We start from the raw sequence: 21,351 nt of genomic DNA, 5'->3' as shown, positions 1-21,351 counted from the left end.
GTGAACAGGTCCAAAGCCGCCGCATCGGACAGGTCCAAAGAGACCGGTGCCGACTTCCTCCAGCTCGACACCGCCGACGCCCCGCCCGGCGGCCTCACCGACTGGCTCGCCCGCCGGCTGCGCGAGGCGGTCGCCGACGGGCGGCTCCCGGCCGGCAGTCGACTGCCCGCCAGCCGGGTGCTGGCGGCCGAACTCGGCGTCTCCCGCGGGGTGGTGACCGACGCCTACCGGCGCCTCGCCGAGGAGGGGCAGGTCGCCGGGTACGGGCGGGGCGGCACCGTCGTGGTCGCGCGCCCGGCTCCTCCCGCCGTGCCGCCCGCTCCGCGCTCCGACGCCCCCGCCCTCTTCCGGGACCACCCCGGCCCCGCCGTGTGGGACCAGCTGCGCGCCGCCCCCGCCCGGATCGACCTCACCCCCGGCGTGCCCGACCTCGCGGCGTTCCCCCGCGCCGCCTGGCTGCGCGCCGAACGCGCCGTCCTCGACGGCCTCGCCGCCTCCGACCTGGGTTACGGCGACGTCCGCGGCACCCCCGCGCTGCGCGAGGCGGTCGCCCACTGGCTCGCCCGCAACCGGGGCATCCGCGCCGATCCCGAGGAGGTGCTGATCGTCGCCGGGACGGCCCAGGCGCTGGCCCTGCTCGGCCGCGCCCTCGGACAGGAGGGCATCACCGAGGTCGCGGTCGAGGACCCGGGCTCGCTCGGCGCGCGCCAGCACCTCGCCCACTGGCTCGCCGCCACCCCGTCCGTCCCGGTCGACGCCGAGGGCGTCCGGGTCGACGCCCTGCGCGCCACCGGCGCCCCGGCGGTCCTGCTCACCCCCGCCCACCAGTACCCGACCGGGGTCGTCCTCGGCGGCGACCGCCGGCGCGAACTGCTGCGCTGGGCGGCCGAGGGCGGTCTGGTGATCGAGGACGACTACGACGCCGAGCACCGCTACGACCGCCCGCCCGTGCCCGCGCTCCGGGCCGCCCTGCCGGACCGGGTCTGCTACGCGGGCAGCATCTCCAAGCTGCTCGCCCCCGCCCTGCGCACCGGCTGGCTGCTGGTGCCCGCCCGCCTGCGGGACGCCGTCCTCGACGCCAAGCGCTTCGCCGACCTCGGCAATCCGGCGCTGCCGCAGCTGGTCCTGGCCCGGCTGATGGAATCCGGTGAACTCGACCGCCACCTACGGCTGTTGCGCCGCCGCCACCGCCGTCGCCGGGATGCCGTGATCGCCGCCATCCGCACCCACCTCCCGGGCGCCACGGTCCACGGCGCGGCCGCCGGTCTCCACCTGATGCTGACCCTGCCGGAGGACATCGGCTGCACGGACGCCGAGTTGGCCGCCGCCGCACTGGCCCGGGGCGTCAAGGTCCAGCCCCTGTCCTGGCACGCCCGCCTCCCGTACCCGCCGGGTCTGGTCCTCGGCTACGCGGCGGGCTCGCCGCCGGAGACGGCCGAAGGCATCGCCGTCCTGGGGGAGTTGGTCCGGCTCGCGGGGTGATGGGGGGCAAGCCTCACGAGGGCTCCTGCCGCCGGAGGTCGGCCTCGACGCGGGCGAGTTCGGCGTCGTACTGCTCCGCTTCGAAGTCGAACTCCGGCGGACGGGCCTGCAGGTACGGCACCTCCCAGTCGGCCCAGCGGACGACGGGGCCGAAGCGCTGCACGGTGGCGGAGAGGTAGCCGCAGCAGCCGCCGGTGCACTCCGGCTCGCCCAGTTCCACCCGGTGCGGCTTGCCGGTGGCGTGCAGCGGGCTCGGGCGGTCGTGCGGGAACAGCAGGGCGGCCCATCGGCCCAGACCGTCCGGGCCGGTGGTCTGGGCGACCAGGTCCTCGCCGTTGACCCAGAACCGCAGCTCGGCGGGGATGCGTGGCCCGGGCGGCAGGATCCTGATCTCCAGTCGGTCGAACATTCGGCCACTCTACGGTGCCGCCGTGAAGTGCCTATCGGATTATCGGATGAATCTGGTGCGGAACGGACTGGTGAGGACGCCCGCTGGGTACGCTGACGGGCCGAAGTCCGCTGCTGCCCCAGGAGGCGTGATGGCCCCGCTCCGGCGAGTCGCCCGGTTCGGGGTGATGCTCGCGGTCCTGGGGGTCTCCCTCGGGCCCGTTCCGCTCGGAACGGCCTCCGAGGTGCGCCCCACCCACACCGAGAGGACCGTCACCATGGCAGCCCAGGCCCCGGAGGACTCCCGCACCCTCGCCGGACGGCGGATCGTCCTCTCGTACGCAGGGCCGACCCCGCCGCCCGGAGTGCTGCAGACCATCCGGGAGGGCCGGGCGGCCGGGGTGATCCTCTTCGGCCAGAACATCACCGGCCCCGAACAGCTGGCCGAGGCCGTCGCCGAGCTCAAGCAGGCGGCGGCCGAGGCACCGCACCCGCACGCGCTGCTGCTGATGACCGACCAGGAGGGCGGCAAGGTCCGTCGGCTGCGCGGTGCCCCCGAACTCTCCGCCCGCCGCACCGGCCAGGCCCCGAACCCGGTGGCCGCCGCGGCGGAATCCGGCCTCGGCGCCGCCCGGACGCTCACCGACGCCGGGCTCAACCTCAACCTCGCCCCGGTGCTCGACGTCTTCGACACCCCGGACAACTTCATCGACCACTCCGAGCGCTCCTACAGTCAGGACCCGTCCGCGGTGGGCCAGTTGGGCACTGCCTTCCTCGCCGCCCAGCAGGGCCTCGGGGTCGCCGCGACCGCCAAGCACTTCCCGGGCCTCGGTGCCGCCGCCCGCGCCGAGAACACGGACGAGCGCCCGGTCACCCTCGACCTCCCGCTGGAGCGGATCCGGGACCGCGACGAGGCTCCCTACCGGGCCGCCATCGCGGCGGGCGTACGGCTGGTGATGGCCTCCTGGGCGGTCTACCCGGCACTGGACCCGGAGCGCCCGGCCGGCCTGTCGCCCGCCGTCATCAAGGGCGAACTCCGCGACCGGCTCGGCTTCGACGGCGTGACCGTCACCGACGCCATGGAGGCCGGCGCCCTCGTCCCCTTCGGTGACACCGGTGAGCGCGCGGTGGCCGCCGCCGAGGCGGGCATGGACCTGCTGCTCTGCTCCGCCCGCGACCCGCAGCAGGCCGAGGACGCCACCGAAGCCCTGGCCGCCGCCCTCGACTCCGGCCGCCTCGACCGCGCCGCCTTCACCACCGCCGTCGCCCGCATCGACGCCCTGCGCGCCTCCCTCGACTGACCCCGCCGCTTGCGGTGGCCGCGGGTTCACCCGTGGTCAACGTGGGTGTCGCCCGGGCGTGAGCGGGCGTTCGGCCGTCCTGGAGTGATTACGCCATCGAAGGTCTGCTTTCGGTCGCGGCACTATTTCGAAGGGCAAATCGGGAGCCTGGCATGGGAATCGCATGGCAAAGTTCCTGTCGTGGGCCTATGAAATGTCATATGTGCCACGCCACCTGTCCTTGATCGTTCCCCTCGCACCCTCCAAGGAGGAGCCCATGAACCGCATCGCCAGGATCGCGGCCGGTGCCGCCGGTGCCACCGCCCTGCTCGCTGCGCCCGTACCGGCCTTCGCCGCGACCCAGACGGCCGCCACCACCACCGTCACCACCTGCGGGTGGTCCGGACTGCAGGCCGGACTGTCCACCAAGGTCTGCGCCGACGTCACCGGTGACAGCGTCGTGCTCTACGGGCAGATCGGGCTGGCCGGCCCGCCGTCCCCGGGCACCCCGTGGCCGCCGGCGCCGCAGGAGCTGTTCACCCGGCTGTCGGCCGACGTGGCCGGCGGCGGTTCGCTCGGTGCGGTGAGCGGCCGCGCCGTGTTCACGGTCAGCACCGTGCGGGTCGACGGCGTCACCGCGACCGTGCCGTGCGGGTCGACCGTGCACGCATCCTTCTCGGTCGAGAGCTACTGGCGGGGACCGGCCCCGGTGACGGTCGATGTGCCGGTGGTCTGCTGACGTTTCATCACTGTCGCTGCCGAGCCCGGGAGTTGGCAGCTCCCCGGGCTCGGCTTCGGCCTGCCCCGACACGACCGCCGCAGGTGACGTCGGTCACTCCCGCGCGCTCGCCGGCCATCGCCACACCCCGGCGACTTGAAGAAGTCTTCATCTGTCCGCGATGATGCCTACCGGCCGCGGCACGGACCCCGCCCGGCCCGACGACCACCGAGCCGGACCAGAGGAGGGGCGCCGACCATGCCGGTCCCGCTGTACCAGGCCAAGGCGGAGTTCTTCCGCACCCTCGGCCACCCCGTGCGCATCCGCGTCCTGGAACTGCTCCAGGACGGACCCCGGCCGGTGCGCGAGCTGCTGGCGGAGATCGAGGTCGAGCCGTCCAACCTCTCCCAGCAGCTCGCGGTGCTGCGCCGCACCCAGCTGGTCACGGCCACCCGGGAGGGCAACACGGTGGTGTACGCGCTCAGCACCCCGGACGTCGCCGAGCTGCTGCGCGCGGCACGGCGGATCCTGACCGAACTGATCACCGACCAGGGCGCGCTGCTCACCGAGCTGCGCGCGTCCGGCGTCCGGCAGCCGCGCTGAGTCCCGCCGAGCCGGCCGTGCCGAGCGGCGTCCGGCCCGACCGCCCGATCCGAGGAGAACCACCCACCATGAGCAGCAGCGCGGGCGACAGCACCAGCACCAGCAACAGCACCAGTACGAGCGACAGCACGAGCGACGAGAAGAAGCGCCGCAAGGCGATGCTGATCCGTGCGGGCATCTACATCTTCGCCACGCACCTGTTCGCCGGCTTCGTGCTGCTGCTGTTCGCGCTCGGCGGCCGGAAGTAGCGGAACCGGGGCGGGCGGCTCCTCCGGTCGTCCGCTTGACGGGGTCGCGCCGCTCGACGGAGTCGTCCGGTCAGCGGCGCCGGCCGGCGTCCGGCACCAGGTAGCGGTCGCTGGTGCTGGACCAGGCCTGTACGCCCGCGACCAGTTCCCGGGTGCCGTCCAGGTACCAGCGCCCCTCCGGGTGGCGGCGCCGCAGGTCGCGGCGCAGCTCCTCGTTCTCCCGCCGCAGCCGTGCCACCCGGTCGCGCACCGCACGGAGGGCCCGGCTGCGGGTACAGCCGCGGGCCCGTTGGAGGGTGAGCACGGTGTTGAAGGCGGCCGCGGTCTGCCGCTCCTCCCGCTCCAGCGAGTAGAGGTCGTTGATCAGCGTGGCGGCGTCGGCGGTGTTGGCGCGCAGGCGGTGCAGTGCGGGCTCCGCGTGCAGGGCGGCGGGGGCGTCGGAGCCGTGGACCCGTTCCAGTATGTTCATGAACGGGTAGAGGCAGCTGCCGTGGCGGCGCAGCCGCATGGTGTCTGCGAGGCCGAGCCCGCGGGCGGGCACGGTGCCGCGGGCGCGGTGGTCGGCCTCGGCGGGGAAGGTGGCCAGGCAGGCCCGCCACTCGCGGGCCGCGCGGGCACGCCAGACTGGGGACATCGAGGCGGTCTGGCGCTCCCAGAGCTCCTGCCAGGAGCTCAGGAGCCGGTCGTCCGAGGGGAGTTGCTCGCCGTCGAGGACCGCGATCAGCGGGTCGACCACGGCGCGAGCCTCGGCCGGGCGGCGGCCGGGCGGGCCGTCGAAGCGGTCGTCGAGGATGGTGAACCAGCCCAACACGTCCACCAGCAGGTCGAGTTCGGCGCCCCGGGCGCGGGGGAAGGCGTGGCCGATCAACTCGTGCAGGGCGTAGGCCCGGTAGCCGGGCAGTTCGGCGGGGGCGAGCAGGCCTTGGCGGACCGTCCAGTCGGCGTGCCGGTCCGCGGCGGCGCGCAGTTCGGTGGCCCGCAGTTCGGCGGCGCGCAGCGGGGCGGGGGTGCTGGCGGGGGCCGGGGTGTGGGGCACCGTGGGGGCCGCGGCGGTGAACGGGCACCGGGCCGGGGCCGCCGGCCCACCGGGCTTCGCCGGCGTGCCGCTCCCGCGGAGCGTCGGCTCGGCGCGGACCGTCCGGTCGCCACCGGGTGTCCGCTCCCCGCCCGAGGCCACGTCCTCGCGCGGTGCCCGGTCCTCGCGCGGTGCCAGCCGGACGCGCAGCCCCTGCGCCTGGACGGTCGTCCAGACCACCTCCCGGGCCCGCGCCCCCGGCACGGCCACCGGTCGCCAGCGGCGCAGGATCGCAGCCGCCGCGACGGTCAGCTCCGCCCAGGCGAAGGCCTCCCCGATGCACTTGTGCTTGCCGGCTCCGAAGGGGAGGAACGAGGGTCGTCCGGCGCCGCCGCCGTCCTGCCAGCGCTCGGGCCGGAAGCCGAGCGGTTCGGGGTAGCGCACCGGGTCGCGGTGCAGCGCGGTGAGGCTGTACAGCAGCTCGGTGCCGGCCGGGATCCGGTACGGGCCGAGCTCGACCGGCACCTTGGCGGTGCGCATCAGGAAGGCGTTGGGCGCGTGCAGCCGCACCACCTCCTGGGTGACGTCGCGGGTGTACGTGAGCCGGGCGAGCGCTTCGGGGGTGGGCGCGGTACCGGCGGGCAGGTGCTCGTCCAGTTCGGCGAGGACCCGGGCCTCCACCTCGGGGTGGCGCAGCAGTTCGTCGAGCAGCCAGGTCAGCGTGGTGGAGACGGTCTCGGTGCCCGCGCCGAACATGGTGATGGCCTCGGAGCGGACGTCGGCCTCGGTGAGCGGCCGGCCGGTGGCCGGGTCGGTCGCGGCACGCAGCAGGGCCGGCAGGGTGCCCCGGCCGGTGTTCCAACGCGCGCTCGCGGCAGGGGCGTTGACGGCCTGGTCGACCACCCGGTTGAGCACCCGTACGGCGGCGTCGAAGCGCCGGTTGACGGGCAGCGGCAGGCGGCCGAGCGCCGGGTGCGGGTAGAGGGACTGGACGATCTGGCCCTTCACCAGGTCCGGCAGCGCCCGGTGGAAGGCGACGGTGGCGTCCTCGCTGAGCCGGGCATCGAAGAGCGAGCGGGTGACGATCTCCAGCGCGAGGTGGTTCATCTCCTTGGCCACGTCGAGGACCTGGCCCGGGCGCCAGCGGCCGGCCCGCTCCTCGGCGACCTGGTGCATCACGGCCAGGTACTCGGCCATCCGGTCCGGGGCGAAGGCGGGTTGGATGATCCGGCGGCGGTCGCGGTGGGCCTGCCCCTCGGACATCAGCAGGCCGTCGCCGAAGGCCGTCTTGAGGGTGTCCTGGACGGCGCCGCGCGGGCAGTCGTAGGCGAGCGCGACGAGCAGGGTGTGGACCAGCCGGGCGTCGGTGACCACGCAGACGGTGCGGGGTCCGAGCCGGATCCGGACCACGCCGCCGTGGCGGGCCAGGGAGCCGAGGAAGCCGAGCGGGTCGCGCAGCAGGGCGGCGGTGTGCCCGAGGCCGGGCAGGGCGCCGGGGGCGAGCGGGGGGACGGCGGCGCGGGCCACGGGGGAGGGGCCCGGGGCGGTTCTCGGAGCGGTTCTCGGGGAGACGATCCGTTTCTGCGTCTCGGTCAGGGTCATGACATTTCCTCTCATCAGCGGGACCGGTGCGGGTGGTACCGGGAGGCACCGGCGGGCCGGCCGGGAGGCGGGAACCGGTCGGCGCGGACCCGCGCGCACCCCTGCTGGAGGGCGCACGCCATGGGAAACGCGCCGGGTCCAGGAGCGTTGCGCCGAACGCGGGTGGATCACTCCAACGGCCGATCGGTCCGTTCCCGCCGCTCCCGGCCGGCGAAACCGGGCTGACCTGCGCCGATGCCCTGGGCCGGAAGGCCCGCGCAGGGCCCGGGCGCAGGGTCTTCGGACCCTCGCCGCACGGCTGCGCGAGGGCCGGCATGGCCAGGGCGGCGCACTCCGCCGCCCTGCGGCTCCGGCGCGCCGGGGACCGCGTCGCCTTCGCGGGCACCCTGGCACGGCAGCACGGCAGCACGGCAGCACGGCAGCACGGCAGCACGGCGGCGCGGCGGCGCGGCAGCACGGCTGCTGCGGTGCCGCGGCTGCTGGTCGGTGGCGGGGCTGCCGCGGTCGGTGCCGGGGTTGCCGCCTGACCGTCGGTCCGAGCTGACAGCTGGTCACCTGCAGGATGGCGATGGCATGTCCGGGGCGGAAAATCTCCTGGTCAGGGCTCTGGCCAGTGCCCCGTGGCAGGTCTAGCATTCCGTCACGGCCGCCGGGGTCGCAGCCCCCGGGGCTCCGGACGGGTGGCCGCCACCACCCCTGCCGGGGAGCGCACACCCCCCGAGTGCGCTCCCCGGCTTTCTCGTGCCCGCCCCGTGCCGTGAAACCGCTTGCTCGCCCTGCCGCGAGGCGGTTGCTCGCCGTGCCGCGACCGCCCCGATCGAACGGGTCGAAGAATTTCGCAAGATGTTTCTGTTATTCCCGGCCGTCCCGTTCGCTCTCCGGAGTGTCGGAAGGTCCGAGCCCCTCACCTCAGGGCGCGGGCCGTCGCACGAGGAAAGGAACGCGATGGGACACCGGAGCAGCGAGCTTCGCCGCCGCAGGCGCCGCAGGCTCACCCGCAGGAGCGCCCTGGTCGCCGCCGTGGTTGCGGCAGGGCTGGTGGCGGGGACGCTCGGCATCCGCACCGCGCTGGAGTCGACGGCCGTGAACAGCGCCGTCACGGCCGCGGAGGGCGCGGCCGACCACTCCGGGTCGCAGGCCGGGCTGGTGAGCGACGACGGGTCGGGGGAGACCGGCACCGCCGAGGGAGGAACCCAGGCGCCCGCCCCGAAGCGGGACGAGAAGGCCACCCCGCTCAAGTCCATACCCAAGGACCAGCCCGAACGCGGCCTGGTGTACGCGGGGTTGAGCCTGCCGAGCAGCGACCGCTGCGGCGGCACCCTGGAGGTCACCGGCAGTGCCCAGTGCAGCCACGGGCCGGACGTGCCGCCGAAGGGCGTGGACATCCACCAGGACGTCCCGCCGGTCGCGGCCCCGGCCGGCCAGGCCCCCACGCTCACCCCGCCCGCGGGTGCTCAGCCGCCCGCCGCCTCCGATCTGCTGAAGGGTGCCGCGCCCGTCCTGGACGCCACCCAGAAGGCTCTGCTCGGCGGGTCGGGCAGCGCCGCCGCGGACGCCGCTCCGGCGGCTCCGGCCGCGCCCGCCGCCTCGAAGCTGGTCTGCGAGGGCGACGGCAGCAGCGGCAACCGCGTCCAGGCGGTGTACGTGCACACCCCGGGCAACGACCGCTTCGCCCAGTACCTGGCCTCGTTCAAGAAGTGGGCCGCCGACGTCGACGTCATCTACAACGCCAGCGCCGCGGAGACCGGCGGCGAGCGGCACGTCCGCTTCGTCACCGAATCCGACTGCACCGCCTCGGTGTTGAACGTGCAGATCTCCGACGCCGAGATCCAGGACTTCAACGCGAGCAACCGCGCCCTCGCCGCGCAGGGGTTCAACCGCAAGGACCGCAAGTACATGATGTTCACCGATGCCAAGGTGTACTGCGGCATCGGCACCTTCGCCGGCGACGAGCGTCCCGGCCAGGACAACCTCAGCAACTTCGGCCCCTCGTACGGCCGGACCGACTCCGGCTGCTGGAGCGGCAGCACCGCCGCGCACGAACTCGGCCACAACCTCGGCGCGGTGAACAACAGCGCGCCCAACTCCAGCAAGGCCGGGCACTGCACCGACGAGTGGGACATCATGTGCTACTCGGACGCCCCCAACTACCCGCAGATGCGGACCGTCTGCCCGGATCGAGCCCATGACGACCGGCTCGACTGCAACCACGACGACTACTACAACACCTCTCCCGCGCCCGGGAGTTACCTGGCCACGCACTGGAACGTCGCCAACAACCGCTTCCTGGTCTCCGGCGGCGGCACCGGCCCGACCCCGACGCCCACGCCGACCCCGACGCCCACGCCGACCCGTACTCCCTCGCCCTCCCCGACGCCCACCGGCGGCCCCACCACCACCCCGACGCCCACGGCTACGCCTTCGCCGACCGGAACCACGACTCCGACTCCGACTCCGACTCCGACCCCGACGCAGGGGAACACCGGACCGGACATGACGGTCAGTCAGGTCACCCAGAACTCGGCCATGTTGAGCTGGCCGGCAGTGCCGGCGGCCGCCGGGTACGACGTCCTGCTGAACGGTCAGACGATCGGCACCGTCCGCTCGACCGTGGTCGGCGTGGTCCGCCTCGCTCCGGGCACCTCGTACACCGTGGCCGTCGCCGTCCGCGACGCCGCGGGGGCGGTCGGCAAGCCCGGTCGCGCCGTGACCTTCCGCACCGTCGCCGACGCCGGGCGCCCGCAGCCGGGTACGCGGTACACCATGGTCAACGGCCTCACCGGCCAGGCCGCCGACCTGTGGGGCAGCTCGATGAACGACGGCACCGTGGCCATCGCCTACCAGCGCACCGGCTACGCCAACCAGAAGTGGCAGTTCGAGGACGCCGGGAACGGCGCGGTGCGGATCAAGTCCGTGCGCTCCGGCAAGTGCCTGCAGCTCGGCGGCACTCCGGTCGCCGGCCAGTACGTCGCGCAGCAGCCCTGCTCCGATGCGGCCGCGCAGAAGTGGCAACTCACCGCCGGTGACGGCGGGTTCACCGTCACGGCGGACGGCAGTTCGCTGGTGCTCGGGCTCAGCGAGCGGTGGTACTACGGTGGTTGGCTGCTGGAGCTGCAGCAGCCGAACGGCCGGCCGTACCAGAGCTGGTCGCTGCTGAAGACCTCGTAACACCCGCAGGCCCGCAGGCCCGCAGGCCCGCGGCAGCGTAAGCCTGCAAGCCGTTCCGTCCGTGTGCCGGGCGCGGCCGCCATCCACCCGAGGCGGCCGCGCCCGGCCTCACCGCTTCCGAGCCCCCCGCACACCACACCGCCACGAGGAATGCCCGTCATGCGAACCCGCCCGCTCCTCGCCGTCCTCGCCCTCGCCACCGCCGCCGTCCTGCCCGCTGCCGTGCCCGCCGCCGCTCACGGCGACAGCGTCCACCTCGATGTCACCGGCCAGCAGAACGGCCACGTCAGCACCGTCGCCACCTGGGAGAACGACCACGACCCGGTCACCGAGGACTTCGCCGGCACGCTCTCCGCCACCGCTGCGGACGGCCGTGCGGTCGGACCCTGGCGCCTGGTCGCCGTCCCGGGCCACGCGGGGACCTACACCACCCGGGAGATCCTGCCCGCCGGGCACTGGCGGGTGACGGTGGACTGCGCCTTCCCCTCGCTGGGCCACACCGAGCGCGAACTCGACGTCGACGCGGCCGTGATCAACGACCCGGTGCCCGCGGGCACGGCGGCCTCACCGCTGCCGGGCGAGGCCACCGCCGGGCCGGCCCGGGAGACGAGCACCGGGGCGGGGCCGGCCACCGGGCAGGCGGCCACCGCCGGGCCGGTCCGCGGGACCGCGGCCGCCCCGGCCTCCGAGACCACATCCGACTCCGCCACCTGGGCCGCCATCGGTACCGCCGCCGCGGCCGTGCTGCTGGTCGGCGCCGGCCTCTGGCTCCGCCGCCGCCGGGCCTGAGACGCCGGGCCCGAGACGCCGGGCCGGGGCGCCTTGCCCGGGCCCCGGGAACCAGCCGGGTGCGAACCGACGTCCTTCCCGGTCATCGGGCGCCACCGGGTGTCCAGCCGACCGCGAGGGAGCGTCCGCGTATGAAGAAGGTCCTGATCACCGGCGGAGCGGGGTTCATCGGCAGCACGGTGGCGTCCGCCCTGCTCGACCGGGGGATCACCCCGGTCGTGCTGGACGACCTCTCCAAGGGCCGGGCCGAGTTCGTCGAGGACCGGATCTTCTACCGGGGCGACATCGCCGACGCCGCACTGCTGGACCGGATCTTCGCCGAGCACCCGGACATCGAGGCCACCGTGCACTGCGCCGCGAAGATCGTCGTACCGGAGTCGGTGGCCAAGCCGCTGTACTACTACCGGGAGAACGTCGCCAAGACCGTCGACCTGCTGGACTCCCTCCAGCGCCTCGGCTGCACCCGCGTCGTCTTCAGCAGCTCCGCCTCCATCTACGCGCCCACCCCCGACGCCCGGGTCGACGAGAGCTGCCCGGTCGACGCCAACAGCCCCTACGCGCGCACCAAGCAGATGATGGAGCAGGTCCTCCAGGACTGGACCCGCGGCGAGGGCGCGGAGCAGCAACGCGTCATCGCCCTGCGGTACTTCAACCCGATCGGCGCCGACCCGCAGCTGCGCACCGGCCTGCAGGACCTCAACCCCACCCACGCCCTCGGCAAGCTGATCGAGGCGCACACCACGGGTGCCCCCTTCACCGTGACCGGCGTGGACTGGGCGACCCGCGACGGTTCCGGCATCCGCGACTACGTCCACGTCCAGGACCTCGCCGAGGCTCACGTCGCGGCGCTGCTCCGGTTCGACTCAGTGATCGCCCCGGGTGCGGCGGAACGCTACCGGGTGATCAACGTCGGGACCGGTGACGGCACCACGGTCCGCGAGCTGATCGCCGCCTTCGAACGGGCCGTCGGCGCCCGGCTCGACGTCCGGGAGGCGGGCCCGCGCCCCGGCGACGTGATCGGCTGCTACGCCGCCGTCGACACGGCCCGCGAGCTCCTCGACTGGCAGCCCCGGCGCGGCATCGCCGAGGGCGTCGCCGACGCACTGGCCTGGCGCGCCAAGTGGGCTGCACAGCTGGGTGTCTGACGACAAGCCGGGAGTTTGCCTTCGGGCCGCCGGCGCGCCAGGCGTCCGGCGGTCCGAGGGCGGGCGCGACGTCCACTCCTGCTACTACTTCACGGCCTCGCCGGACTTCGCCCAGTTGTCGCGCAGGCGGTCGAGGTAGGACTGCGCCTGGGAGCCGATCTTGACGCCCCGGGCGAAGGCCAGCATGTTGCCCGCGCCCGCGTTGTAGCCGAGAGCCATCAGCTCGTTGCGGGTCAGCGGCGCGCTCGGGTGGGCGGGCAGCTGCGCGGCGAGGTCGTGCAGGTGCCAGGCGGCCGCCTGGACGGCGAGGTTGCGGTCGTCCGGCAGTTCCTCCCACTGGCGGGAGGCGAAGGGGCGGCCGGGTTTGGTGTCGTCGAAGGCGGCCCGGTGCATGTTGGCGATTCCGAAGGCGGCGTCGGGCTTGCTGCGCTGCCACGCCCGTTCGAGCTCGGGGTCGTGCGGCTTGTACGACTCGTTGTAGAGGATGGCCATCAGCAGCTGCGGGTCGACCCCCGCCTCGGCGGCGTACTGGCGGACCGGCGCCGCGTAGTCGGCCGGGTCGTACCGCCCCGAGGGCTTCGACGGCGCGCCGCCCCCCGACGGGTCGGATGGGTCGGACGGGGCCGACGGGATGGACGCGGCCGACGGTGCGGCGGCGGAGGGGTCGGCGGAGGTCGCGCCGTCGTGGCCGTTGCCGCGGACGAGGCCGAGCCCGATCACGACCGCGACGATGATCGCCAGCCAGCCCCCTCGGCCCGGCCCCTTCTTGCCCTCGCTCACCGCTGTCGGCCCTCCCCGTTCGCCCGTACGCTCGTTCGGCCGCCGTACGGGCGGTCGCGTCCTGCGGCAGGTTACTCGGCGGGCTTCCGGTCGCCGTCGAGGTTGCGCAGGAAGTCCTTCGCCTTCTCGACACCGGTGTCGATCTGCCCGCTGTACTTGCCGTCCGTGCGGTCGTCGATCGCGTCGCCGACCTTCTCCAAACCCTGCCCGATCACGTCGCCGTGCTCGCGGGCGAGGTCGGTGGCCTTGTCCGCGAGGTTCTTCAGACTCTCAAACATGGTGACGCTCTGCTCCTCTGAGGCGTTCCTGATGGTGTGCCGACGTGGGGGGGATCATGACCATCCTAACGACGGCCCGTCGGATGGTTCGCCTGCTGCCGGAGGGAGGCGGATGACTTCGCCGACACGGGTTTGTATGCTCCAGTCCGTCTTCTACAGGCGTGTAGAGGGCGGGATCGCCACCAGGACCGAGGACGTCCGGGCATCCACGGCGGTGCGAACGCGCCGTCGCAGCCGCAACGATCGAGGGAAGTGCGCATGGCCGGCCAGCGGGCGAGAACGCCGTACCAGGACGCGGGACCGCGCACCGAGGACCGCCCCCTTCCCGCCCAGCGCAGCCGCGTGGCCGACGGCGGGTCAGGCGGAGGGGCAGGCAGTGGAGCAGGCGCGGGAGGGGGCGCAGGCGCGGGAGCCGGGGCGGAGGCCGTGGGAGTGCGCGCGGGCGCGTCGCGGCAAGGCAGGGCGCAGCGGGCGGGGGCGGTGCGCCGTAGGCAGCAGGTGCGCCGGCGCGGCGGGCTGCTGGCGGCGCTCGCGGCGGTCGGCCTGCCCGTCCTGGGCGGCGTCGCGGACGAGTTGGGCGGGCCAGGCGTCGGCGTCCTGTTCGCGGCGGGCTCGGTGCTCGGCACGGCGGCCGCGGCGGCGCTGTGCAGCCGGCCGGGCCGTTGGTGGGTGGTGACGGCGGCTCCGGTGGTGGTGCTGCTCGCCGCGTCCGGCGTCGAGTACGCGGCGCGCCCGGCGGAGTACCAGGGCAAGAACCTCGGCACCGGGGCGCTGCGCTGGGTGGTCGGTGCGTTCCCGGTGATGGCCGCCGCGGTGGGAGTGGCGCTGGCGGTGGTCGTGGGCCGGGCGGTGGCCGACCGTCGACGGGCCGGGGCCGAGCGACGGCGGGCCGGCTGCGGGCGGCGACGGTCCGGCGGTGCGGACGCCCCGAGCGGAAGGGGGCGCCGTGGCTGAGCGCAGCCGGAGCCACGGCGGGGCTCGCGGTGGCGCTCGTGGTGGCGGTGCGCGCGGCCGTGCCCCGCGGCGTGGCACCGCGCCGCTGACGGTCGCCGGCCGGACCCTGGCCTGCACCGTCTCCGTCGCAGTGCTCGGCGCCAGCGGCTTCACCTGGTACGAGTACCGCAGCCTGGACGACGGCATGATCAAGTCCACTGCGCTGAGCGAGGCCAAGAAGAACGCCCCGCCGCACCTGGACAAGTCCGTCAACCTGCTGCTGATCGGCCTGGACAGCCGGAAGGACATGGACGGCAACGACCTGCCCAAGCAGTTCGTGGAGGACGAACTGCACGCCGGATCCAGCGAGATCGGCGGCTACAACACCAACGCCCTGATCGTGCTGCACATCCCGGCCAACGGCGGCAAGGTCACCGCGCTGTCCGTACCGCGCGACGACTACGTGCAGACCGTCGGAGCCGACGGCAAGATGCACAAGATCAAGGAGGCGTACGGCATCGCCAAGGGGGCCGCCGAACAGAAACTCGCCGGCAAGGGGCTCTCCAAGTCGGAGCTGGAGCGGCAGAGCCGGGAGGCCGGCCGCTCGGCCACCATCCAGACCGTGCAGAGCTTCCTGGACGTCCCGATCGACCACTTCGCGGAGGTGAACCTGATCGGCTTCTACGACATCGCCAAGGCTGTCGAGCCGATCCAGGTCTGCCTCAACCACCCGGTGGACGATCCGATCATCGCCCGGACCGCCACCCACGAGGGCGGCGGCACCGGGCTCAAGCTCCCGGCCGGGATCAGCTCCCTCGACGCCGCCCAGGCGCTCTCCTTCGTCCGCCAGCGCCACCACCTCACCAACGGCGACCTCGACCGCACCCACCGGCAGCAGGCGTTCATCTCCTCCGTCGAGTACCGGCTCAAGCAGCAGGGGATCCTGAACGACTTCGGGCAGATGCAGAAGCTGTTCGCGGTGGTGAAGAAGGATGTGGTGATCGACAACGAGTGGAACATCCTCGACTTCGCCCGGCAGGCACCCAACCTGACGGGCGGCAACGTCGAGTTCAACACCCTGCCGATCACCGGGTTCAAGTCGGTCGGCGGGCAGGAGGTCAACACCGTCAACCCGGACCTGATCAAGAAGATCGTCCAGCAGCTGTTCAACCACGAGCCGGCTCCGCCCGCTCCGCCCGCTCCGGCCGCGACCCCCGGCGACGCTCCGGACGACCCGGCCGCCGCGCCCGCCGCCTCAGCCGCGGCCTCCACCGCCGCGGGTGGGCCGGCGAAGGCGGTGGTCGACGTCAATGCGGCGGCCGGCGCCGGAGCGGCGTCCAACGAGTCCAAGGCGCTGGCCGAACTCGGCTACCAGGCGGGCCGGATCGGCGACGCCCCGGCCAGGACCCGGGCCACCACCGTGGCCTACGGCGCCGGGGCCAAGAGCGACGCCCAGCAGCTCGCCACCCGCTACGGCGTCACGGCCACGCCCTCCGGCACCGTCCCGGCGGGCCACATCCTGCTGACCCTTGCCGTCACCCGCACCCCGAGCCCCACCCCGGCGGCTCCGTCGGGCACGGCGGCGCCGGGCGAACCGTCCGCCGACCCGGTGGCGGGGCTGCCGATGCAGGGGCCCGCGGTGAAGGCGGGGGGGATCCCCTGCGTGGACTGAGCCGCGCGGCCCGGTGGCTCCCGGGCGTTCAGGGGCGCGGAGCCTTCTCGCCGTGGACGGTGGTGTACTCCGCGGCGAGCCAGGGCCCGAGGTCGTCGATCAGCAGGGCGAGGACGGCCCGATCCGCGGTGGGGGTACGGGCGGTGGCGGCGGCGCGGCGGCAGGGCATATGGGCGCTGCGGGGCGTCCTGGAGCCGGTGCCGTCGGCGGTCGACGGGCCGATGTTCCAGCTCTGGACGGCCGTCAACGACGCGCCGCCGCCCACCAGTAGCCGAGCGCGGTGAGGCTGGTGGCGGCGCCCAGGAGGCAGACGGCCGTCCAGCCGCCGTGGCCGTAGACGACGGTGGACAGGATCGCGCCCGCAGCGCAACCGGCGGAGTAGAGCAGCATGTAGCCGGCGGTGAGCCGGCTCTGGGCCTCGGGGCGGACTTGGTAGAGGAGGTGCTGGTTGGCGACGTGGACGGACTGCAGGCCGTAGTCGATCACCACCATGGCGAGCACCAGCCACCACACCGAGTACGACAGCAGGGCCGCCGGGAGCCAGCCGACGGACATGGCCAGCAGGCCGAGGCCGGCGGTGCGTTCGGCCCGGCCGCGGTCGGCCTGGCGGCCCGCATATCCGGCGCCGAGGGCACCGGCGGCGCCGGCCAGGCCGAAGAGACCGATCTCGGTGTGGCTGAGGCTGAACGGAGGAGCGGCGAGCGGGAGGACCATCGGGGTGAGCAGGACGGTGACGGAGGTGAAGGTGAGCAGGGCGAGGACGGCGCGCACCCGGAGCACCCGCTCCCGGGCGAAGAGCGTGAACACCGAGCCGACCAGCCGCGGATAGCCGATCCGGCCGGCCGTGTGGCGCCGCTCGGGCGGGACGGCGGCGGCGACCGCGAGGGCCATGGCGGCGGTCGCGACGGCGGAGGTGACGTAGACGGCGCGCCAGCCGGCAAGGTCGCCGATCGTTCCGGCGACGGTGCGTGCGAGCAGGATGCCGACCACGATGCCGCTGGTCACGGTGCCGACCACGCGGCCCTGGTCGCCCGGGGCGGCGAGCGAGGCGGCGTAGGCGACGACGACCTGGGCGAGGACCGCGAGGACGCCGACGGCGGCCATCGCGACGAACATCAGCGGCGCGGAAGGGGCGAGGGCGACGGCGGTGAGGGCCAGTACGGAGAGCCCGAGTTGGGAGGTGATCAGAGTGCGACGGTTGACGTGGTCGCCGAGCGGGACGAGCAGCAGCAGTCCGAGCGCGTAGCCGACTTGGGTGAGGGTGCCGACCAGGCCGATGGTCGACGGGGCGATGCCGAAGTCCTGGGCGATCAGGTCGAGCAGCGGCTGCGAGTAGTAGACGTTGGCCACGGCGAGGCCGCAGGCGACGGAGAACAGCCAGGCGACGGCCGGTGGCAGGCCGGGCGGCGGCGCCTCGGTGGCTGTGGCTGTGGCGGTGGCGGTGGCGGTGGCGGCTGTGGCTTCGGCGGCTGGGGGCGTGCCGGTGGGCGCGGTCATGGACGGGACTCCCTCGGGCGGTGGTCGACGGCCTGGAGCAGACTGGTTTCAAAGTGCTACCAGTCCACCCTGGCATATCCTGGTTTTAATAAGCAACCACCGCTGCTCGGTAGGCTGGGCGCCGACCGGCGAGGGTTGAGAACCGAGCACCGAGCACCGACAACCCGGAGCCGACGTCCGAGAGGTGGGAGAAGTGCCGAAACGCACCACGCACGAGGAGTCGAGCTGCCCGGTCGCCCGGCCTCTCGACGTCGTCGGCGACGGCTGGACGCTGCTGATCGTCCGTGACGCCTTCGACGGCCTGCGCCGCTTCGGGCAGTTCCAGAAGAGCCTCGGGCTGGCCAAGAACATCCTCTCGGCCCGCCTGGCCAACCTGGTCGCCAACGGCGTGTTCGAACTCGCCCCGGCCACCGACGGCAGTCCGTACCAGGAGTACGTGCTGACCGAGAAGGGCCGCGCGCTGTTCCCCGTGATCACGGCGTTGCGCCAGTGGGGTGACCGGTGGTTCTTCGAGGAGGGTGAGCTCCGGGCCCGGCTGGTGGACCGTCGGTCCGGTGCGGCGATCGCGCCGATGGAGGTGCGGGCGGCGGATGGCCGGGTGCTCGGCCCCGAGGACGCGACCGTGCTGCTGCCCTGAGACGGTGACGTGCCGCTGCCACCGGCCGGGGAGCGGACGGTGGCAGCGGGGTGCGGGCGTACGCCGGATCAGGTCGGCGTGGCGACTGCCGTGGTCGGGCAGGGCGGCAGGGTCGAGGGTGCCGTGCTCGCGCAGGTCGCGGTCGGCGTCTTCGGGGCAGTGGTGGTGGCCGGTGCCGAGACGGTGGTCGTCGGCTTGCTGGTGGTCGTGGTGCTGCCGGCGCTCGTGGTCGTCCCCGTGGTGGTCGAGGTCGCCGATGTCGAGGACGGCCCGCCCGAGGTGGTGGTCGAGCCCGACGTGGTCGACCCCGAGGTCGTGGAACCGGAGGTGGTTGACCCGGAGGTGGTGGAACCGGAGGTGGTTGACCCGGAGGTGGTCGAACCGGACGTCGTGGACCCGGAGGTGGTCGAACCGGACGTCGTGGAACCGGAGGTGGTCGACCCCGAAGTCGTGGAGCCCGACGTGGTCGAACCCGACGTCGTCGCCGACGTGGACCCCTTGGTCGTGGTGGTCGCCGGCCCCGAGGGCGTGGACGGCTTCCACGGCGACGGCGGCGGGATGCCGGGTACCAGCGGACCCTTCGGCGGTTCGACGTGCTTGTCCACGATCTCGGCCCGACCGGTCAGCCGGGCGAAGAAGTCACCGGTCTCGACGTTCACCAGGATGATCTGGGTCACCGGCTGCGGCGCCGGCACCACCACGATCAGCGTGCTCGGCTGGAAGCCCGTCCACGCCTTACCGGTGTACTTGGCGTTGCTCACCAGCACCGGCGGCTTCAGCGGGTTGCCGCAGGAGCAGCGCACCCGGGGCACGCCCTGGGCGTCCACCAGCACGGCGGTGCCCGCCTGCAGCGCCGACTGGTACTCGACCACGGCACCGCTCTTGTAGTTGTGGTTGGTCACCCGGGTGTCCACCCGCAGGTACGCCGGGGTCAGCGAGCGCAGGTACCCGGGGATGTCGGCCTGTGCCACGCCGGCGCCCGAGGCCCAGGCGCGCCCCTTGTCCCCGGCGGAGACCATGCCGATCAGCCGCTCGGTGTCGCAGCTGGACTTGCCCATCGCCCCGCCGTACAGCCCGGCGGAGCTGCCCTCGACGCTGTGGAGGACGGCCGGGGAGCTGGGCTTGGAGGTCGCGCCGCCGCCCGGCTGGGCCGGTGAGGTGACGGGGGCGGGAGCGGGGGCGGTCATCCCCTGGGTTTCCACCGAAGGGGTGAACGGGTCCGGTCCGGGGTCCGGCGGGGCCTGCAGGGCGATCTCGTTCGCGGCCGGGACGGCCTCGTTGTGGCTGCCCTGGTTGTTGACGATCAGCACGGTGGCCACGACGGCCGCCGCCACCGCGCCCGCGGCCACGGCCAGCCCCTTCTTGGAGCGCCACCACGGCGTGCGCGGCCTGCCGCCGGAGCCTCTCGATCCGCCGGGGGACCCGGGCGGGCCCGAGGGTGGCGGGGGTACGGACGGCGGCCCCGCTGCACCGCCGCCGGCCAGCGGGCCGGACGGGGGCCCGGACGGGGGGCCGGACGGGGGACCGGAGGGAGGCGGTTGGGAGGTCATCGAGGCTCCGTTTCGCAGGCGGCCGGCGATCGGGGCCGGCACGGGAATCTCCTGCCATGGGGTTCCATTTCTCCCCCGGTGTCCCGTTCGCCGCAACAGCAGGTCCCGCGGTCGTCGCCGAGCGTGCCCGCCGGCCGTCGGCCACCCTGGAAACCGACCGAGCCGGAGCCCCGGCCGGACCGGAGGCCCAGACCAGGAGGCGGCATGCAGCAGCCCACGACCCGCGCCGCGGGCCCGCCCGGGGCCGTCCGGGGCTGGTTGGACGCGCTCGCCGTCGTACTGGCCGGGCTGGTCGCGATGGCGGCGGTGGCCGCGCTCGGCCTCTGGCTGGCCGGCGCGGACTCCCTTCCGGACGGCGGTTTCCCCGCCGTGCTGGCCGCGACGCTCGCGCTCGCCGTCGGCGGATCCGTCCAACTCGACGGCGGTGCGGGCGGCTTCGCCGCGCTGGACGCCGGGATCAGCGCGATGCCGCTGTCCGTCTCGGTGGCGGGCGCGGTCGCGATGGCCGAGGTGTTCCTGCGTCAGCTGCGCTTCCGGGCGGTGGCCGGCGGCGGTGAACTGCTCGGTCGGATCGCCCGGACGGCCGTGGTCTGGCTGCTCGCCCTCGTCCTGCTGGCGGTGGTCGCCCGGCACACCTTCGTGGTCCGACTCGGCGGCGACCTGGTGCAGTCGCTGGGCGGCGCGCTCGGCCTCACCCCCGAGGTCGGCTTCCACGCGGAGGTCCCGACCACGGTCGGCATCGGCTTCGCCTGGCTCCTGCTGGTACTCGCGGCCGCTTTCGCGGTGTCCCGGCGCGCGCCGTTGCCGTCCGCCCTGGTGCGCTACCAACTGGCGGTCCGCCCGGCCGCGTTCGCGCTCTGGATGGTGCTGCTCGGGTACCTGCTGATCGGTGCGGTGGCGGGGGTGGTGACCGCGATCGCGCACGGCAACGCCCGGCAGACCATGGCCGTCGTGCTGCTGGCGCTGCCCAACCTGGTCTGGCTGGCCTTCGGCGTCGGGCTCGGCGCCGAGTGGCACGGACGGTTGGTCGGCGGTCTCGGCCTGCCCGTCCCCAAGCCGCTCGCCGAGGCGCTGCGCGCACCGCAGGGGCAGCAGGCGACGATCGACCTCGGCACCCTGGCCGAGCACGACGCGCGCAGCTGGTGGCTGCTGCCGCTGGCCGCCGTCCTGCTGCTCGCGGCGGCCTTCCTCGCGGCGCGCCGCTCGCCCCGCAGTGTCCGGCTCTGGCAGCACGCCGTGCGGTTCGCGCTCGCCACCGCCGTCACCGTGCTGCTGGTGGGCCTGTGGACCCGGGTGGACGCCGACTACGGGCTCTCCGTGCTCGGCGTCGGCCTGGGCCAGGGCGGCCTCGGCGACCTGATCGGCGCCGTCCTCGGCAGCTCCAACCCGCTGGCGAGCCTGGGCAGTGGCAGCCTCACGCTGCACCCGTCACTGTGGACGGCCGTGCCGCTCGCGGCGGGCTGGGGCCTGCTCACCGGTGTGCTCGGTGCGCTGCTCGCGACCCGGGTCCAGCACCGGGGAGAGGTCACCGAGGAGGACCCGCAGGGCAGATGAGCGGCCGCGTCCG

At 74.2% G+C, this 21,351-nt stretch carries 20 protein-coding genes; 13 read left to right on the top strand and 7 right to left on the bottom strand.

From position 1 onward, the window contains the following. Positions 1–1,482: a MocR-like pyridoxine biosynthesis transcription factor PdxR gene (gene pdxR / locus CRP52_RS01500; protein WP_097234695.1), complete on the top strand. Its 1,482-nt coding sequence runs from the start codon at positions 1–3 to the stop codon at positions 1,480–1,482. A 13-nt stretch (positions 1,483–1,495) separates the two neighbouring features. On the opposite strand, the gene CRP52_RS01495 is transcribed toward pdxR, so the two are convergent. After that, complete coding sequence (locus CRP52_RS01495) at positions 1,496–1,891, bottom strand: hypothetical protein (protein WP_097234694.1); 396 nt, start codon at positions 1,889–1,891, stop codon at positions 1,496–1,498. Positions 1,892–2,021: 130 nt separating this feature from the next. Between CRP52_RS01495 and CRP52_RS01490 the strand changes: the two genes are divergently transcribed. From CRP52_RS01490 to CRP52_RS01475, 4 genes are all read left to right on the top strand, one after another. Next, positions 2,022–3,170 carry a glycoside hydrolase family 3 N-terminal domain-containing protein gene (locus tag CRP52_RS01490; RefSeq protein ID WP_257032224.1) on the top strand — a complete coding sequence of 383 codons (1,149 nt, stop codon included), beginning with the start codon at positions 2,022–2,024 and terminating at the stop codon, positions 3,168–3,170. Positions 3,171–3,426: 256 nt separating this feature from the next. Next, on the top strand, positions 3,427–3,888 hold the full coding sequence (locus CRP52_RS01485; protein ID WP_097234693.1) for a hypothetical protein: 462 nt from the start codon (positions 3,427–3,429) through the stop codon (positions 3,886–3,888). 237 nt (positions 3,889–4,125) lie between these two features. Next, positions 4,126–4,470 carry an ArsR/SmtB family transcription factor gene (locus tag CRP52_RS01480; RefSeq protein ID WP_097234692.1) on the top strand — a complete coding sequence of 115 codons (345 nt, stop codon included), beginning with the start codon at positions 4,126–4,128 and terminating at the stop codon, positions 4,468–4,470. A gap of 68 nt (positions 4,471–4,538) precedes the next feature. After that, positions 4,539–4,718, top strand: a complete 180-nt coding sequence (locus CRP52_RS01475) for a DUF6126 family protein (RefSeq protein WP_097234691.1) — start codon at positions 4,539–4,541, stop codon at positions 4,716–4,718. Between the two features lie 70 nt (positions 4,719–4,788). Here CRP52_RS01475 and CRP52_RS01470 read toward each other — a convergent pair whose 3' ends face one another. Further along, positions 4,789–7,335 carry a cytochrome P450 gene (locus tag CRP52_RS01470; protein WP_097234690.1) on the bottom strand — a complete coding sequence of 849 codons (2,547 nt, stop codon included), beginning with the start codon at positions 7,333–7,335 and terminating at the stop codon, positions 4,789–4,791. A gap of 314 nt (positions 7,336–7,649) precedes the next feature. Between CRP52_RS01470 and CRP52_RS37975 the strand changes: the two genes are divergently transcribed. The 4 genes from CRP52_RS37975 (at position 7,650) to galE (ending at position 12,437) form a co-directional block, all read left to right on the top strand. Beyond that, positions 7,650–7,862 (top strand): hypothetical protein, encoded by a 213-nt coding sequence (locus CRP52_RS37975; RefSeq protein ID WP_179852646.1) that lies wholly within the window; start codon positions 7,650–7,652, stop codon positions 7,860–7,862. A 418-nt stretch (positions 7,863–8,280) separates the two neighbouring features. Then, positions 8,281–10,503, top strand: coding sequence for an RICIN domain-containing protein (locus CRP52_RS01460; RefSeq protein WP_257032223.1), 2,223 nt, complete (start codon positions 8,281–8,283; stop codon positions 10,501–10,503). A 159-nt stretch (positions 10,504–10,662) separates the two neighbouring features. Next, positions 10,663–11,292 (top strand): hypothetical protein, encoded by a 630-nt coding sequence (locus CRP52_RS37970; RefSeq protein WP_097234688.1) that lies wholly within the window; start codon positions 10,663–10,665, stop codon positions 11,290–11,292. 131 nt (positions 11,293–11,423) lie between these two features. Next, complete coding sequence (gene galE, locus CRP52_RS01450; RefSeq protein WP_097234687.1) at positions 11,424–12,437, top strand: UDP-glucose 4-epimerase GalE; 1,014 nt, start codon at positions 11,424–11,426, stop codon at positions 12,435–12,437. An 84-nt stretch (positions 12,438–12,521) separates the two neighbouring features. On the opposite strand, the gene CRP52_RS01445 is transcribed toward galE, so the two are convergent. Next, positions 12,522–13,217: a transglycosylase SLT domain-containing protein gene (locus CRP52_RS01445; protein WP_257032222.1), complete on the bottom strand. Its 696-nt coding sequence runs from the start codon at positions 13,215–13,217 to the stop codon at positions 12,522–12,524. Positions 13,218–13,288: 71 nt separating this feature from the next. Next, positions 13,289–13,495, bottom strand: a complete 207-nt coding sequence (locus CRP52_RS01440) for an antitoxin (RefSeq protein WP_097234686.1) — start codon at positions 13,493–13,495, stop codon at positions 13,289–13,291. A gap of 480 nt (positions 13,496–13,975) precedes the next feature. Between CRP52_RS01440 and CRP52_RS01435 the strand changes: the two genes are divergently transcribed. After that, positions 13,976–14,449, top strand: coding sequence for a DUF6542 domain-containing protein (locus tag CRP52_RS01435; RefSeq protein ID WP_143685608.1), 474 nt, complete (start codon positions 13,976–13,978; stop codon positions 14,447–14,449). Beyond that, positions 14,442–16,100, top strand: coding sequence for an LCP family protein (locus CRP52_RS01430; protein WP_257032221.1), 1,659 nt, complete (start codon positions 14,442–14,444; stop codon positions 16,098–16,100). Before CRP52_RS01435 ends, CRP52_RS01430 begins: the two co-directional genes overlap by 8 nt. Before the next feature lie 28 nt (positions 16,101–16,128). Here the strand turns inward: CRP52_RS01430 and CRP52_RS40730 are convergent, their stop codons facing one another. Then, a complete protein-coding gene (locus CRP52_RS40730; RefSeq protein WP_143685606.1) occupies positions 16,129–16,347 on the bottom strand; it encodes a hypothetical protein in 219 nt (72 codons plus the stop codon). Next, positions 16,344–17,597: an MFS transporter gene (locus CRP52_RS01425; protein ID WP_097234684.1), complete on the bottom strand. Its 1,254-nt coding sequence runs from the start codon at positions 17,595–17,597 to the stop codon at positions 16,344–16,346. The genes CRP52_RS40730 and CRP52_RS01425 overlap by 4 nt, the downstream gene beginning before the upstream one ends. Positions 17,598–17,790: 193 nt before the next feature. Between CRP52_RS01425 and CRP52_RS01420 the strand changes: the two genes are divergently transcribed. After that, on the top strand, positions 17,791–18,234 hold the full coding sequence (locus tag CRP52_RS01420) for a winged helix-turn-helix transcriptional regulator (protein WP_097234683.1): 444 nt from the start codon (positions 17,791–17,793) through the stop codon (positions 18,232–18,234). Between the two features lie 68 nt (positions 18,235–18,302). Here the strand turns inward: CRP52_RS01420 and CRP52_RS01415 are convergent, their stop codons facing one another. Continuing rightward, a complete protein-coding gene (locus CRP52_RS01415; protein ID WP_097234682.1) occupies positions 18,303–19,583 on the bottom strand; it encodes a DUF6777 domain-containing protein in 1,281 nt (426 codons plus the stop codon). Positions 19,584–19,988: 405 nt separating this feature from the next. On the opposite strand from CRP52_RS01415, the gene CRP52_RS01410 reads away from it, so the two are divergent. Further along, positions 19,989–21,338, top strand: a complete 1,350-nt coding sequence (locus CRP52_RS01410; protein WP_097234681.1) for a streptophobe family protein — start codon at positions 19,989–19,991, stop codon at positions 21,336–21,338. The last annotated feature ends 13 nt before the right edge of the window (positions 21,339–21,351 follow it).

The sequence above is a fragment of the Streptomyces sp. 1331.2 genome, assembly GCF_900199205.1.
Taxonomy (GTDB): domain Bacteria; phylum Actinomycetota; class Actinomycetes; order Streptomycetales; family Streptomycetaceae; genus Kitasatospora.
This window is presented reverse-complemented; position numbering and strand designations above follow the sequence as displayed.

Bases quoted from the DNA above. Each gene is read 5' to 3' on its own strand.
- CRP52_RS37970 (WP_097234688.1), top strand. From the start codon at position 10,663: ATGCGAACCCGCCCGCTCCTCGCCGTCCTCGCCCTCGCCACCGCCGCC.
- CRP52_RS01490 (WP_257032224.1), top strand. From the start codon at position 2,022: ATGGCCCCGCTCCGGCGAGTCGCCCGGTTCGGGGTGATGCTCGCGGTC.
- CRP52_RS37975 (WP_179852646.1), top strand. From the start codon at position 7,650: ATGGCCAGGGCGGCGCACTCCGCCGCCCTGCGGCTCCGGCGCGCCGGG.
- CRP52_RS01460 (WP_257032223.1), top strand. From the start codon at position 8,281: ATGGGACACCGGAGCAGCGAGCTTCGCCGCCGCAGGCGCCGCAGGCTC.
- galE (WP_097234687.1), top strand. From the start codon at position 11,424: ATGAAGAAGGTCCTGATCACCGGCGGAGCGGGGTTCATCGGCAGCACG.
- CRP52_RS01470 (WP_097234690.1), bottom strand. From the start codon at position 7,335: ATGACCCTGACCGAGACGCAGAAACGGATCGTCTCCCCGAGAACCGCT.
- CRP52_RS01480 (WP_097234692.1), top strand. From the start codon at position 4,126: ATGCCGGTCCCGCTGTACCAGGCCAAGGCGGAGTTCTTCCGCACCCTC.
- CRP52_RS01440 (WP_097234686.1), bottom strand. From the start codon at position 13,495: ATGTTTGAGAGTCTGAAGAACCTCGCGGACAAGGCCACCGACCTCGCC.
- CRP52_RS01485 (WP_097234693.1), top strand. From the start codon at position 3,427: ATGAACCGCATCGCCAGGATCGCGGCCGGTGCCGCCGGTGCCACCGCC.
- CRP52_RS01425 (WP_097234684.1), bottom strand. From the start codon at position 17,597: ATGACCGCGCCCACCGGCACGCCCCCAGCCGCCGAAGCCACAGCCGCC.
- CRP52_RS01475 (WP_097234691.1), top strand. From the start codon at position 4,539: ATGAGCAGCAGCGCGGGCGACAGCACCAGCACCAGCAACAGCACCAGT.
- CRP52_RS01410 (WP_097234681.1), top strand. From the start codon at position 19,989: ATGCAGCAGCCCACGACCCGCGCCGCGGGCCCGCCCGGGGCCGTCCGG.
- CRP52_RS01495 (WP_097234694.1), bottom strand. From the start codon at position 1,891: ATGTTCGACCGACTGGAGATCAGGATCCTGCCGCCCGGGCCACGCATC.